This window comes from Aeromicrobium sp. Leaf291 (assembly GCF_001423365.1).
In the GTDB taxonomy this organism is placed as follows: domain Bacteria; phylum Actinomycetota; class Actinomycetes; order Propionibacteriales; family Nocardioidaceae; genus Aeromicrobium.
In genome coordinates this window covers 1,074,233-1,087,173 of record NZ_LMNM01000001.1, presented here as the reverse complement: position 1 = coordinate 1,087,173, position 12,941 = coordinate 1,074,233, and the positions used below count along the sequence as shown (strand labels likewise).

Annotated in this window: 12 protein-coding genes; 6 read left to right on the top strand and 6 right to left on the bottom strand. The window is 72.6% G+C overall.

Annotation, left to right across the window (positions count from 1 at the left end):
* Positions 1-83 precede the first annotated feature (83 nt).
* The 3 genes from ASF35_RS05445 to ASF35_RS05435 form a co-directional block, all read right to left on the bottom strand.
* Entirely contained in the window at positions 84-731 is a 648-nt protein-coding gene (locus ASF35_RS05445; protein WP_055963932.1) for a LysE family translocator, read from the bottom strand.
* A 64-nt stretch (positions 732-795) separates the two neighbouring features.
* Positions 796-1,617, bottom strand: coding sequence for a sugar phosphate isomerase/epimerase (locus tag ASF35_RS05440; RefSeq protein WP_055963929.1), 822 nt, complete (start codon positions 1,615-1,617; stop codon positions 796-798).
* A gap of 45 nt (positions 1,618-1,662) precedes the next feature.
* On the bottom strand, positions 1,663-2,586 hold the full coding sequence (locus tag ASF35_RS05435) for an exopolyphosphatase (protein WP_055963926.1): 924 nt from the start codon (positions 2,584-2,586) through the stop codon (positions 1,663-1,665).
* 63 nt (positions 2,587-2,649) lie between these two features.
* Here ASF35_RS05435 and ASF35_RS05430 point away from each other — a divergent pair, with 63 nt between their 5' ends.
* From ASF35_RS05430 to disA, 4 genes are all read left to right on the top strand, one after another.
* Positions 2,650-3,408 (top strand): hypothetical protein, encoded by a 759-nt coding sequence (locus ASF35_RS05430; RefSeq protein WP_055963923.1) that lies wholly within the window; start codon positions 2,650-2,652, stop codon positions 3,406-3,408.
* A 94-nt stretch (positions 3,409-3,502) separates the two neighbouring features.
* Positions 3,503-4,141 (top strand): VOC family protein, encoded by a 639-nt coding sequence (locus tag ASF35_RS05425; protein ID WP_055966205.1) that lies wholly within the window; start codon positions 3,503-3,505, stop codon positions 4,139-4,141.
* 135 nt (positions 4,142-4,276) lie between these two features.
* The gene (gene radA / locus ASF35_RS17985) at positions 4,277-5,683 is read left to right on the top strand and encodes a DNA repair protein RadA (protein WP_055966203.1); all 1,407 of its coding nucleotides are present in this window, start codon (positions 4,277-4,279) and stop codon (positions 5,681-5,683) included.
* 9 nt (positions 5,684-5,692) lie between these two features.
* Positions 5,693-6,760 carry a DNA integrity scanning diadenylate cyclase DisA gene (gene disA, locus ASF35_RS17980; RefSeq protein ID WP_055963921.1) on the top strand — a complete coding sequence of 356 codons (1,068 nt, stop codon included), beginning with the start codon at positions 5,693-5,695 and terminating at the stop codon, positions 6,758-6,760.
* A 152-nt stretch (positions 6,761-6,912) separates the two neighbouring features.
* On the opposite strand, the gene ASF35_RS05410 is transcribed toward disA, so the two are convergent.
* Positions 6,913-7,668: a hypothetical protein gene (locus ASF35_RS05410; RefSeq protein ID WP_055963918.1), complete on the bottom strand. Its 756-nt coding sequence runs from the start codon at positions 7,666-7,668 to the stop codon at positions 6,913-6,915.
* 46 nt (positions 7,669-7,714) lie between these two features.
* Here ASF35_RS05410 and ASF35_RS05405 point away from each other — a divergent pair, with 46 nt between their 5' ends.
* Positions 7,715-8,650, top strand: a complete 936-nt coding sequence (locus ASF35_RS05405) for an A/G-specific adenine glycosylase (protein WP_055963915.1) — start codon at positions 7,715-7,717, stop codon at positions 8,648-8,650.
* Positions 8,651-8,696: 46 nt separating this feature from the next.
* Here the strand turns inward: ASF35_RS05405 and ASF35_RS05400 are convergent, their stop codons facing one another.
* Both ASF35_RS05400 and ASF35_RS05395 read right to left on the bottom strand, forming a co-directional pair.
* A complete protein-coding gene (locus ASF35_RS05400) occupies positions 8,697-9,014 on the bottom strand; it encodes a hypothetical protein (RefSeq protein ID WP_156364860.1) in 318 nt (105 codons plus the stop codon).
* Positions 9,015-9,093: 79 nt separating this feature from the next.
* Positions 9,094-11,607, bottom strand: coding sequence for an ATP-dependent Clp protease ATP-binding subunit (locus ASF35_RS05395; protein WP_055963909.1), 2,514 nt, complete (start codon positions 11,605-11,607; stop codon positions 9,094-9,096).
* Positions 11,608-12,002: 395 nt separating this feature from the next.
* Here ASF35_RS05395 and ASF35_RS05390 point away from each other — a divergent pair, with 395 nt between their 5' ends.
* Positions 12,003-12,932 (top strand): TauD/TfdA family dioxygenase, encoded by a 930-nt coding sequence (locus ASF35_RS05390; RefSeq protein ID WP_055963906.1) that lies wholly within the window; start codon positions 12,003-12,005, stop codon positions 12,930-12,932.
* Positions 12,933-12,941 lie beyond the last annotated feature (9 nt).

The following is a 12,941-nucleotide window of genomic DNA, read 5'->3' as shown; positions in this document are numbered from 1 at the left end:
CGTCGTCGCAGGTAGGCGTAGCACCTCTCGGCGGTCCGAACAGGTGCGTCACCTACCTCTGGCTGCCGCGACACGTGCGTCACCTACCTCCGGTGCCCGGTGGCGGCGAGGGCCACGCCGAGCCCGATCATCGACACGCCGCCGAGGGCACCGACGGCCTCGCCGCGCCGCGGCGACCGCGCGAACCAGGACCGCAGGCCGCTGGCCACGACGGCCCAGAGCCCGTCGCTCAGCAGACCGATCGTGAAGGCCACGAGGCCGAGCAGCAGCATCTGCGCGGGCACGTGGCCCGCTCCGCGGTCGACGAACTGGGGCAGCACGGCAGCGAAGATCATGAACGCCTTCGGGTTGGTGATCCCCACGACGAAGCCCTGCCGGGCCGCCACCCGCAGCGGGAGCGGTCGGCGCACCGCCGCACCCTCGACGTCGGACATCGAGAGGTCCTTGCGGTGCCGCACCGCCTGCACCCCCAGCCACACCAGGTAGGCCGCGCCGGCCAGCTTGACCACGGTGAAGGCGAGCACCGAACGTTCCAGGATCGCGGACAGGCCGAGCGTCACCAGGCCCACGATCACGAGCAGCCCGGCGGAGTTCCCGACGACGGTCGCCAGGGCGACGGCGCGGCCGTAGGCGAGGGCGCGCCCGATCACGAACACGACGCTGGGCCCCGGGATGGCGATGAGCACGAGCGCGGCGAGGCCGAACGCGACCAGCTGGTCCAGGGAGATCATGGCCGCATCCTGGCACGCGGTCCCGTCGTCGGGGCGCTGTTCGCGGGGTCCGGCGCGTGACCCGTCAGGGACGTCGCGCGGCGTGCAGCCGGGCGAAGGCCAGGGCCTCCAGCAGGTCGGCCTCGCGCTCGGCCGTGTCCGAGGCCTTGCGGGTGTTGATCTCGACCACGATCTCGCCGTCGAAGTCGGACTCGGCGACGAGCTCGAGGAACTCCGCGCACGGCTGCGTCCCGCGCCCGGGCACCATGTGCTCGTCCTTCGGCGAGCCGGCCCCGTCGGCCAGGTGCACGTGGGCCAGGCGGCTGCCCAGCGTGCGCGCCATCGCGACCGGGTCGTCCCCGGCGGTCGCGCTGTGCGAGAGGTCGAGCGTGACGTGCGCGTACTCCTCGTCGACGGGGTTCCAGTCGGGCAGGTACGCGTGGAACTCGCGCTTGCCCGTGCGCCACGGGTACATGTTCTCCACGGCGAACACGACGCCGTGCTCGGCCTCGAGGTCGGCGATGCCCTCGACGAAGCCCTTGGCGTAGTCCCGCTGCCAGCGGAACGGCGGGTGCACCACCACGACCGACGCGCCGGTGGCGTGGGCCATCTCGGCGCTGCGGTGCAGCTTGCCCCAGGGGTCGGTGCCCCACACCCGCTGCGTGAGCAGCAGCGTCGGGGCGTGGATCGACACGATGGGGACGCCGTGGAAGTCCGAGAGCGCGCTGCAGGCCACCGCGTCGGTGCTCACGTCGTCGACGCCGACCATGACCTCGACGCCGTCGTAGCCCAGACGCGCCGCGGCCTCGAACCCGCTGGCCGTGCTGCCCGGGTAGACCGACGACGTCGACAGCGAGACCCGCAGCTGCGGGTCGGAGCGGCGCTCGGCAGGCTTCCGGGTCGACATGGCAGGGGCAGCCTAGATCAGCGGACCATGGTCAGGGGACCGGGCCTACAGGTGCGCGAGGTGCTCGAGGAGCACCCCTTCGCGCAGCGCCCACGGACAGATCTCGAGCTCGTCGACGTCGAAGAGGTCCATGGCGGCCTCGGCCACGACCGCGCCGGCCACCATCTGGTGAGCACGGTCCTGGGAGACACCGGGCAGGGCGGCGACCTCCTCGTCGCTCAGGTGGACGATCTCGGAGATGAGCGGGCGCAGGTCGGCGCGGCGCAGCACGCGCCTCACGTACCGACCCTCGCTCGACGGCGCGGCACCGCACATGCGCGCGAGGGACCGGAAGGTCTTGCTGGTGGCGACCGCCCGGTCGAATCCACCGCCACGCAGCAGCGGCCCGGCCACGTCGGCCATCACCGAGCGCGCGTGCAGACGCAGCTCGACGTGACCGCGCTCGCGACGCGGGTCCGACGAGAGCCAGTCGCGGGTGAGACGCCCGGCACCGAGCGGCACCGAGCGGGCGACCTCGGGCTCCTCGTCGGCTCCCACGGCGATCTCGAGCGACCCGCCGCCGATGTCGAAGACGCCGAGGCGGCCGGCGGACCAGCCGAACCAGCGGCGGACCGCGAGGAACGTGAGTCGTGCCTCGTCCTCGCCCGGGAGGACCTTGAGGTCGACGCCCGTCGACTCCCGGACCGCGGCCAGGACCTCGTCGGCGTTGTCGGCGTCGCGCACCGCGGAGGTGGCGAAGGCGACCACGCTGGAGCAGCCGCGCTCGAGCGCCTCGGACTGCGCCTCGCCCACGTACTTCACGAGCCGGGCGAGGCCCTCGCCGGTGACCCGGTTGTCGTCGCCGAGCTGCTCCGCCAGGCGCAGCGGCTCCTTGAAGGAGTGCGCCGGGAGCGGGGGTCCGCCACGGTAGGCGTCGACGATGAGCAGGTGCCCGGTGTTCGACCCGATGTCGAGGACGCCCATGCGCATGGCCCCATCCTCCCACGGATGCCCACGGCCGGGGCGCGGCGTCGGTCTCCGTACAGTGGACGCATGCCGGAGGTCGACCTGGGATTCCCGCGGACGTGGGTCGAGTTCGCGAACCCGGACGACGCCGACGAGGTGTTCCGGTGCGACCTCACGTGGCTCACGTCGCGGTGGACGTGCATCTTCGGCGGCGGCTGCGCCGGCATCTACGCCTCGAGCCCGGACGCCGGGTGCTGCACCCTCGGGGCGCACTTCGCCGACGACGAGGACCAGGCGCGCGTGGCCACGGCGGTCGAGCGCCTGACGCCGGAGCGCTGGTACCGCCACCCCGACGGCCCGAACCCGTTGGACGGGTCGTGGACCGAGACCGACGAGGACGACGAGCCCAAGACCCGCGCCGTCGAGGGCGCCTGCGTGTTCCACAACCCGCGTGGCTTCGAGGGTGGCTACGGCTGCGCGCTCCACGGGCTCGCGCTCGCCGAGGGCGTGCCGCCGCTGACGCTGAAGCCCGACGTGTGCTGGCAGCTGCCGCTGCGCCGCCAGTTCCGCGACGTCGAGCGCGGCGACGGCACCTCCTACTCGGAGGTCCAGATCGGCGAGTACGTCCGGGCCGGCTGGGGCCCCGGCGGTCACGACCTCGACTGGTACTGCTCGTCCAACACCGAGGCGCACGTGGCGCCGGAGCCGCTGTACCTGACCAACCGCGACGAGCTGGTGGCGCTCATGGGCGAGTCGGGCTACGCCGAGCTGGCGCGCCAGTGCGAGGACCACCTCGACGCCGGCGGCCCCAACCCCCACCCCGCGACGGTGGGAGCGACGCCGTGAGAGCCGCTGCGGGAGCGGTCCGATGAGCACCGCGCACCTCACGCTGGTCGACCCCGGTCGTCCGGACACCTGGGCCGTCTGGCAAGAATGGCCCATGCACCTCGACCACCTCTCGTACGCCGCCGGACCCGCTGGCCTCGACGCCACCGTGGCGGAGCTCTCCGAGGCCCTCGGAGCCACGTTCCTCGACGGCGGGGCCCACCCCCGCTTCGGCACCCGCAACATGGTGCTCCCCCTGCGCAACCGTCAGTACGTGGAGGTCGTGGAGGTCCTCGACCACCCGGCCGCCGACAAGGCCGCTTTCGGCCAGGTCGTGCGCCAGCGCACCGAGGCCGGGGGCGGCTGGATGGCCTGGTGCGTGTCGGTCGACGACATGGCCGAGGTCGAGCACCGGATCGGGCGGCACGCCGTGCCGGGCAACCGACGTCGCCCCGACGGCTTCAACCTCGAGTGGCGCCAGATCGGGACCAGCGGCATGAAGGCCGACCCGCAGCTGCCCTACGTCACCTGCTGGGACGTCCCGCCCGAGGAGCACCCGTCGCAGATGGCGCCGTCCGACATCGCCCTCACGGCCGTCGAGATGGCCGGATCCCCGCAGCGGCTCTCGGACTGGCTGGGCGAGCCCGCCGTGACCGCACTCGAGGAGATCGCCGTCGAGTGGGTGGCGCCCCACGGCCTGCCCGGCATCATGAGCGTCTCGTTCTCCACGCCGCAGGGCGACGTCCGCATCTGAGCCGTCCCCACGGACTGCCCGACATCGCCGCTTCCCTCCCGACGGGCGCCGGCCCCGGCGGGAGCCGACGTGACGCGGGCGCGCCCTGTGCGTGCGGCCGACCTCCTGTCGGCACCCGCGCCTAGGGTGGGCAGCATGCCCACTGCCAAGGCGACCAAGGCCGCCAAGCCCGTCTACGCCTGCGCGGAGTGCGGGTGGACCACCAGCAAGTGGGTGGGCCGCTGCGGCGAGTGCCAGGCGTGGGGCACGGTCGACGTCGCCTCCCCAGCCGCCCGGGCCGGTCGCACGGCCCCGGCCGCCACCGTCACCCCCGCCCGGCCGATCACCCAGGTCGAGGTGGAGTCCTCCCGGGCCGTCTCCTCGGGCATCGGCGAGCTCGACCGCGTGCTCGGAGGCGGTGTCACGCCCGGCGGCGTGCTGCTGCTCGCCGGCGAGCCCGGCGTCGGCAAGTCCACGCTGCTGCTCGAGCTGGCCGCCCGGTGGGCCCAGCAGGGCCGCCGCACCCTCTACGTCTCGGGCGAGGAGTCGGCCGGCCAGGTACGGCTGCGCGCCGAGCGCACCGGGGCCGTCCACGACGAGCTGTACCTCGCCGCCGAGACCGACCTGGGGGCCCTGCTCACCCACGTCGAGCAGGTGCGCCCGAGCCTGCTCGTGGTCGACTCCGTGCAGACCATCGGCTCGGCCGACGTCGAGGGTGTGCCCGGCGGCGTCACCCAGGTGCGCGAGGTCGCCTCGGCGGTCATCCAGCGCGCCAAGGCCGAGGGCATCGCCACCCTGCTCGTCGGGCACGTCACCAAGGACGGCTCGGTCGCCGGTCCGCGGGTGCTCGAGCACCTGGTCGACGTCGTCCTCCAGTTCGAGGGCGACCGCGCCTCACGACTCCGTCTGCTGCGAGCGGTCAAGAACCGCTTCGGTCCGGTCGACGAGATCGGCTGCTTCGACCTGGCCGACTCCGGGCTCGTCGAGGTTCCCGACCCCACCGGCCTGTTCGTCAGCCGGCACGAGCAGCCGGTCCCGGGCACGTGCGTCACGGTCACGATGGAGGGTCGTCGCCCGCTCCTGGCCGAGGTGCAGGCGCTGGCGGTCGAGACGAACGCCCCGTCACCCCGTCGCACCTCCAGCGGCCTCGACTCCTCACGCGTGGCCATGATCCTGGCCGTGCTCACCCGGCACTGCGGCGTCAACCTGTCCCGCCACGACGTCTACACGGCGTCGGTCGGCGGCGCGCGTCTGGTGGAGCCGTCGGTCGACCTCGCGGTGCTCGTGGCGGCCGCGTCGGCCCAGGCCGACCGCGTGGCGCCGCGGGGTCTGGTGGTGCTGGGCGAGGTGGGCCTGGCCGGCGAGGTGCGCCCCGTGCGGCACACCGCCGAACGTCTGCGGGAGGCCGCCCGCCTCGGCTTCACCTCGGCCATCGTGCCCGCACGTTCGGAGGGTCTCGACGACGTCCCGCGCTCGCTGCGCGTCACCCAGGTGGCCGACGTCGTCCAGGCGGTGCTGGCCCTGCCGAGCGCGCGTGGTCGCGACACCCCCGCGCGGCCCTAGACTGCTCCCGTGGCCTCCCGACCCGACCTGCGCACCGTCCTGGCAGCGATCGCGCCCGGAACCGCCCTGCGCGAGGGGCTGGAGCGCATTCTTCGCGGCCGCACCGGCGCGCTCATCGTGCTGGGCCAGGACAAGGTCGTCGAGTCCGTCAGCACCGGCGGCTTCGCGCTCGACATGCCCTTCACCGCCACCGGCCTGCGCGAGCTGGCCAAGATGGACGGCGCGATCATCCTCGACTCCGACGCCCAGCGGATCCTGCGGGCCGCCGTGCACCTCATGCCCGACCCGTCGATCCCCACCGACGAGTCCGGCACCCGCCACCGCACCGCCGACCGGGTCGCCCGCCAGACCGGGCTGCCGATCATCTCCGTCTCGGCGTCGATGCACATCATCGCCCTCTACCTCGAGGGCACCCGTCACGTGCTCGAGGACGCGGGCGCGATCATCGGCCGCGCCAACCAGGCCATCGCCACGCTCGAGCGGTACCGCAGCCGCCTCGACGAGGTCTCCGACGCCCTCTCCGCGCTCGAGATCGAGGACCTCGTGACCGTGCGCGACGTCGCCGCCGTGGCCCAGCGTCTCGAGATGGTCAGCCGCATCGCCACCGAGATCGACCAGTACGTGCTCGAGCTCGGCACCGACGGTCGCCTCCTGGCGCTCCAGCTCGAGGAGCTGATCAGCGGGGTCGACGCCGAGCGCGAGCTGGTCATCCGCGACTACATGCCGTCCGGCCGTCGCGGACGCGCCGTCTCGACCGTCCTGAACGACCTCGCACGGATCGACTCCTCCGAGCTGGTCGACCTCACGAGCGTGGCCACGGCGCTGCGCATCGGCGCCGGCGACTCGCTCGACCACCCTCTCGCACCGCGCGGCTACCGGCTCCTCGCGCGCGTCCCGCGACTGCCCCACACGGTCGTGGACCGGCTCATCGACCACTTCGGCACGCTGCAGAAGCTGCTCGCCGCCAGCATCGACGACCTCCAGACCGTCGACGGCGTCGGCGACCTGCGCGCCCGCGGCGTTCGCGACGGCCTCTCCCGCCTCGCCGAGTCGAGCATCCTCGAGCGCTACGTCTGACCCGTCCCCCTCGTCAGAGGTAGGTGACGCACCGAACCGGGCCGTCAGAGGTAGGTGACGCACCAGATCGCGCGTCCGAGAGGTACGACACCTACCGTCGACCCCTCAGCGAGGGGGTGCGCTGCCGGAGTCCACGACGGAGGCCACCGGCCTCACTCCTCGTCGGGCGCCGGGGTGGGGGTGGTCGTCCTCGGCGACGGCGAGCCGCTCGGCTTCGGGGTGGCGCTCGCGGAGCTGCTGGCGGTGGCCGTCGGCTTCGGCTTGGCAGCGGCCTGCCCGAGACGGAACTTCGCCGACCCGGGCTCGCCGCCGAGGGTGCCGATGCGCAGCGTGTACGTGCCGGGCGAGGCCCAGCCCTCCTTGGCCGAGCAGGCGGGCCCGGAACCGCGACCGGACCAGCTGGTGGCCACCGACGTCGACCACCCGGGACTCAGCGCGACCGGATCCTCGAGCAGCGCCGACCGGCAGACCGCCGAGTCCCACACCGCCGTGTCACCGCTGCTGATGACGGCCACGAGGTCGGCATCGGCCGGGTCGAGCGTGCAGCCCTTCGCCTCGGTGGTGGACACGAGGAGCTCCACGCGGACCGCCTTCTTGGCCCGCTGGTCGGCCGGGACGGTGGGCGTGATCCGCACCGCCTCCGGGTCGCACGGGGTGCTCGCCGTGGCGAGCGCCACCTGGACGTCCGACTGCGCGGCCTGGGTGGGCGCGGGCTCGGGCGTGGGCGTGCTGCCGGCCGACGTGGACGCCGACGGAGCAGGCGCAGCGGCCGGCGGGTCGTCGTCGGCGCCACCGGGCCAGAGGGTCACACCGACCCACACCAGTGCGATGACCAGGGCCAGCAGCATGAAGCGACGACGCCAGTAGATCGCCCGCGGGACGGGGCGTCGGACCGGTCGCGAGCTCACCCTCCGACCCTAGTTCGCGCGGCACCCGTGCGAGGATCGACGCGCCATGACCTCCTCCCCCAGCACACCGGTCGAGGACCTGCCCGGACTGCACGCCGCCGTGGTCGACTGGTTCGACGCGAACGCCCGCGACCTGCCCTGGCGGGGACCCGTCCGCCGCCCACGGCCCGGCACCCCCGCCGGGGGGCCCGACGACCTGCCCGATCCGTGGGCCGTCCTGGTCTCCGAGCTCATGCTCCAGCAGACCCCCGTGTCCAGGGTGCTTCCGGTCTTCGAGACCTGGATGACGCGTTGGCCCACCCCCGCGTCGCTGGCCGCGGAGCCCTCGGGCGAGGCGGTTCGAGCCTGGGGACGACTCGGCTATCCGCGCCGGGCGCAGCGCCTGCACGCCGCGGCCGTCGCGATCACGACCGACCACGGCGGCCGGGTGCCCGACGACCACGCCGCCCTCCTGGCCCTTCCGGGGGTCGGCGAGTACACCGCCGCGGCCGTCGCCTCGTTCGCCTTCGGGCAGCGGCACGCGGTCATGGACACCAACGTGCGTCGCGTGCTGGCACGCGTGGTCCTCGGCCAGGCGTACCCCTCGACCTCGATCACGGCGTCCGAGCGACGACTGGCGGCAGCGCTGCTGCCCGCCGAGGGCGCCCACCGCTGGGCCGCGGCGACCATGGAGCTGGGCGCGCTCGTGTGCACCGCCCGGGCGCCGCGGTGCGACGTGTGCCCGGTGGCGGACCGCTGCCGCTGGCTCGCGCTGGGCCGACCCGACCACGACGGCCCGCCCCGCCGAGGACAGACCTGGGCCGGCACCGACCGCCAGTGCCGTGGTCGCCTGCTGGCCGTCCTGCGCGACGCCACGGAGCCGGTGGACCAGGGGCGGCTCGACGCCGTGTGGGACGACGCGGCGCAGCGCGAGCGCTGCCTGGACGCCCTGCTGGACGAGGGCCTCGCCCAGGTGCACCCCGACGGCACGTTCAGCCTGTGAGCGAGCGCCTCGGCGACGCTGCGGCGTGACTCAGGGGCTCAGGGGCTCAGGGAGCGTTCGGCGAGCTCGCGCCTCCACGGCGGCCGATGACGAGGGCGGCCACACCCGCGCCCACGCCCGCGACGAGAAGGAGCAGCCCGGCGATCCGGAAGGGCTTCGGCGCCGACCGGTAGTCGGCGATCTCCTCGTAGCTCTCGATCGAGATCGGGCACCCACCCTGGTCCTCGTCGACGAAGCCGGACGAGGGCGTGCCCTCCTGGACGCACACGGCCTCGGGCTCACCCGGCTGCAGTGCGAAGGCGAGGACGCCTGCCACCACGAGGGCTGCGGCGACGATGAGGAGCTTCTTGGCCTTCGAGGTCATCCCCGCATCCTCGCCCAGCACGACGACGGCGTCCAATCCCGGAGGGATCGGACGCCGTCGTCGTGACTGCTGCGTGCTGCTACTCGGAGCTGCCTGCCTCGACCGCGAGCGGGTCGTGGCCCTCGGTCAGCTCGAGGTCGGCCTTGGGCGTGCCCACGAACGTGAACACGGCCTCGGCACCCTCGCCCTCGACGTCGACCAGGACGATCTCGCCGGCCCGAAGCTCACCGAAGAGCATCTTCTCGGCCAGCGTGTCCTCGATCTCGCGCTGGATGGTGCGGCGCAGGGGGCGCGCACCGAGCACCGGGTCGAACCCGCGACGTGCGAGCAGGTCCTTGGCCGCGGTCGTGAGCTCGATGCCCATGTCCTTGTCGCGCAGACGGTCCTCGAGGTTGCGGACCATCATGTCGACCATCTGGATGATCTCGTCCTGCGTGAGCGGCGGGAACACCACGATCTCGTCGACACGGTTGAGGAACTCGGGCCGGAAGTGCTGCTTGAGCTCCTCGGAGACCTTGGCCTTCATCCGGTCGTACGACCCCATCGTGTTGTTCGCGTCGGCGAAGCCGAGCGAGACGCCCTTGCCGATGTCACGCGAGCCGAGGTTCGTGGTCATGATGATCACGGTGTTCTTGAAGTCGACCACGCGGCCCTGGGAGTCGGTCAGGCGACCTTCCTCCAGGATCTGCAGCAGCGAGTTGAAGATGTCCGGGTGAGCCTTCTCGACCTCGTCGAACAGCACCACGCTGAAGGGCTTGCGGCGCACCTTCTCGGTGAGCTGGCCGCCCTCCTCGTAGCCGACGTAGCCGGGAGGCGCACCGAACAGTCGTGCCACGGTGTGCTTCTCGCTGTACTCGCTCATGTCGAGCTGGATGAGCGCGTCGTCGTCGCCGAACAGGAAGTTGGCGAGCGCCTTGGACAGCCACGTCTTGCCGACGCCCGAGGGCCCGGCGAAGATGAACGACCCACCGGGACGACGCGGGTCCTTCAGACCCGCACGCGTGCGGCGGATGGCGCGGCTGAGGGCCTTGATGGCCTGGTCCTGGCCGATGACCCGCTTGTGCAGCTCGGCCTCCATGTTGAGCAGGCGGCCGGACTCCTCCTCGGTCAGCTTGACGATCGGGATGCCGGTGGCGAGCGCCAGGACCTCGGCGACGAGCTCCTCGTCGACGACGGCCACGACGTCCATGTCGCCGGCCTTCCAGGCCTTCTCACGCTCGGCCTTGGCGAGGATGAGCTTCTTCTCCTCGTCACGCAGGGAGGCCGCGGCCTCGAAGTCCTGCGCGTCGATGGCGCCCTCCTTGCGGCGGCGGACGTCGGCGATCTTCTCGTCGAACTCCTTGAGGTCCGGCGGAGCCGTCATGCGGCGGATGCGCAAGCGCGAGCCGGCCTCGTCGATGAGGTCGATGGCCTTGTCCGGCAGGAACCGGTCCGACACGTAGCGGTCGGCCAGCGTGGCGGCCGCGACCAGCGCGTCGTCGGTGATGGTGACGCGGTGGTGCGCCTCGTACCGGTCGCGCAGGCCCTTGAGCATGTCGATCGTGTGGGCGATCGAGGGCTCCGGCACCTGGATCGGCTGGAAGCGGCGCTCGAGCGCCGCGTCCTTCTCGAAGTGCTTGCGGAACTCGTCGAGCGTCGTGGCGCCGATCGTCTGCAGCTCACCACGGGCCAGCATCGGCTTGAGGATGCTGGCGGCGTCGATCGCGCCCTCGGCGGCACCGGCACCGACGAGGGTGTGGATCTCGTCGATGAACAGGATGATGTCGCCGCGGGTGCGGATCTCCTTGAGCACCTTCTTGAGGCGCTCCTCGAAGTCGCCGCGGTAGCGCGAGCCGGCCACGAGCGCGCCGAGGTCGAGCGTGTAGATCTGCTTGTCCTTGAGCGTCTCGGGCACGTCGCCGCGGACGATGTCCTGGGCGAGACCCTCGACGACCGTCGTCTTGCCGACGCCGGGCTCGCCGATGAGCACCGGGTTGTTCTTGGTGCGGCGGCTGAGGACCTGCATGACGCGCTCGATCTGGTTCTCGCGACCGATCACGGGGTCGAGCTTGCCCTCGCGGGCGGCCTGCGTGAGGTTGCGACCGAACTGGTCGAGCACGGCCGACGTGCTGGGCGCGGCCTCGGCGGGGGCGCCGGAGGTCTCGGCCTCCTTGCCCTGGAAGCCGGAGACCAGCTGGATGACCTGCTGGCGGACGCGGTTGAGGTCGGCGCCGAGCTTGACGAGGACCTGGGCGGCGACGCCCTCGCCCTCGCGGATCAGGCCGAGCAGGATGTGCTCGGTGCCGATGTAGTTGTGGCCGAGCTGCAGCGCCTCGCGCAGGCTGAGCTCGAGGACCTTCTTGGCGCGCGGCGTGAACGGGATGTGCCCGCTGGGCGCCTGCTGGCCCTGGCCGATGATGTCCTCGACCTGTCCGCGGACGGCCTCGAGCGAGATGTCGAGGCTCTCCAGGGCCTTGGCGGCGACGCCTTCACCCTCGTGGATGAGGCCGAGGAGGATGTGCTCGGTGCCGATGTAGTTGTGGCTGAGCATGCGCGCCTCTTCTTGGGCGAGCACGACGACGCGACGGGCGCGGTCGGTGAACCTCTCGAACATGGGGCCCCCTTGATCGGGTGTGTTCTTGTCAGTCTAGGTGCGGGTGCCCCAGCGCACTGCGGGACGTCCACGTACGTCACACAACTGGAACCCGGGGCCGGGTGTTCCGCTGTTCACCCTGGGCGTAACGAGCGCCAGCCCCGCCGCGGGCACCGGGGCGCAGGGCTCGCCCTCAGGGGGTGCTCGGGCCAGCTCGGCGATTCCCATCACCTGATGGGAATCGCGAGCTCACCATGGCTCTCCCCCACCCACCATGGCGGACCTTCGCAGGTGAGTGAGGGAGAGCCAAGGTGAGCGAGGGCGGGGCGTCCACACTGCGAGATCGTCGCCAGGCGTCGCCGATCGGGCGCACCGTGGGAGGGACACACCCCCGACGACGTCCGGAGCGACTCCTCATGACCCTCACCGCACCCGATCCCACGACGACGGCCTCCACGGTCGCGGTGCGACAGGTGGGTGGACGCATCGGCGCCGTGGTCTCCGGCGTGCGTCTCGGTGGCGACCTGACGGCTGCCGAGGTGCGTGACGTCCGCGCCGCGCTGCTGCGCCACAAGGTGATCTTCGTCCGCGGGCAGCACCACCTCACCGACGCCGAGCACCACGCGTTCGCCGCCACCCTCGGCGTCCCGACCTCGCCGCACCCGACGGTCCGCGGGGTCGGAGCGGCGGTGCTGCCGATCGACTCCTCGCACGGCAAGGCCAACGCCTGGCACACCGACGTGACCTTCGTCGACCGCGTGCCCGCGATCAGCGTCCTGCGGTCGGTGACGCTCCCGCCGTACGGAGGGACGACGGTCTGGGCCAACACCGCGGCGGCCTACGCGTCGCTGCACCCCGCGGTCCGGGCGATGGCCGACCGGCTGTGGGCCGTGCACACCAACCGGTACGACTACGCCGCGGACGTCGACGAGCAGCGCATCGGCGGCATCGACGTCGCCGAGGAGACGTACCGGGAGGAGTTCGGGTCGAGGCTGTTCGAGGCCGAGCACCCGGTCGTGCACGTGCACCCGGAGACCGGCGAACGGTCGCTGCTGCTGGGCCAGTTCGTCAAGCGCCTCGTGGGACTGTCCACGCGCGACTCGGCCTCGGTCCTCGAGATGCTGCAGCGCGAGATCACCCGCCTCGAGAACACCGCGCGATGGAGCTGGGAGCCGGGCGACGTCGCGATCTGGGACAACCGCGCCACCCAGCACTACGCGGTGGCCGACTACGACGACCACCACCGCGTCATGCATCGCATCACCGTCGCGGGCACCGTTCCGGTGAGCCTCGACGGCACCCGCTCCACGCAGCGCGTCGGCGACACCTCGGCCTACTCCTCCTGACGGCCGACG

Coding starts and splice junctions, on each gene's coding strand:
- ASF35_RS05445 (WP_055963932.1), bottom strand. CDS start 731: ATGATCTCCCTGGACCAGCTGGTCGCGTTCGGCCTCGCCGCGCTCGTG.
- ASF35_RS05440 (WP_055963929.1), bottom strand. CDS start 1,617: ATGTCGACCCGGAAGCCTGCCGAGCGCCGCTCCGACCCGCAGCTGCGG.
- ASF35_RS05435 (WP_055963926.1), bottom strand. CDS start 2,586: ATGCGCATGGGCGTCCTCGACATCGGGTCGAACACCGGGCACCTGCTC.
- ASF35_RS05430 (WP_055963923.1), top strand. CDS start 2,650: ATGCCGGAGGTCGACCTGGGATTCCCGCGGACGTGGGTCGAGTTCGCG.
- ASF35_RS05425 (WP_055966205.1), top strand. CDS start 3,503: ATGCACCTCGACCACCTCTCGTACGCCGCCGGACCCGCTGGCCTCGAC.
- radA (WP_055966203.1), top strand. CDS start 4,277: ATGCCCACTGCCAAGGCGACCAAGGCCGCCAAGCCCGTCTACGCCTGC.
- ASF35_RS05405 (WP_055963915.1), top strand. CDS start 7,715: ATGACCTCCTCCCCCAGCACACCGGTCGAGGACCTGCCCGGACTGCAC.
- ASF35_RS05400 (WP_156364860.1), bottom strand. CDS start 9,014: ATGACCTCGAAGGCCAAGAAGCTCCTCATCGTCGCCGCAGCCCTCGTG.
- ASF35_RS05395 (WP_055963909.1), bottom strand. CDS start 11,607: ATGTTCGAGAGGTTCACCGACCGCGCCCGTCGCGTCGTCGTGCTCGCC.
- ASF35_RS05390 (WP_055963906.1), top strand. CDS start 12,003: ATGACCCTCACCGCACCCGATCCCACGACGACGGCCTCCACGGTCGCG.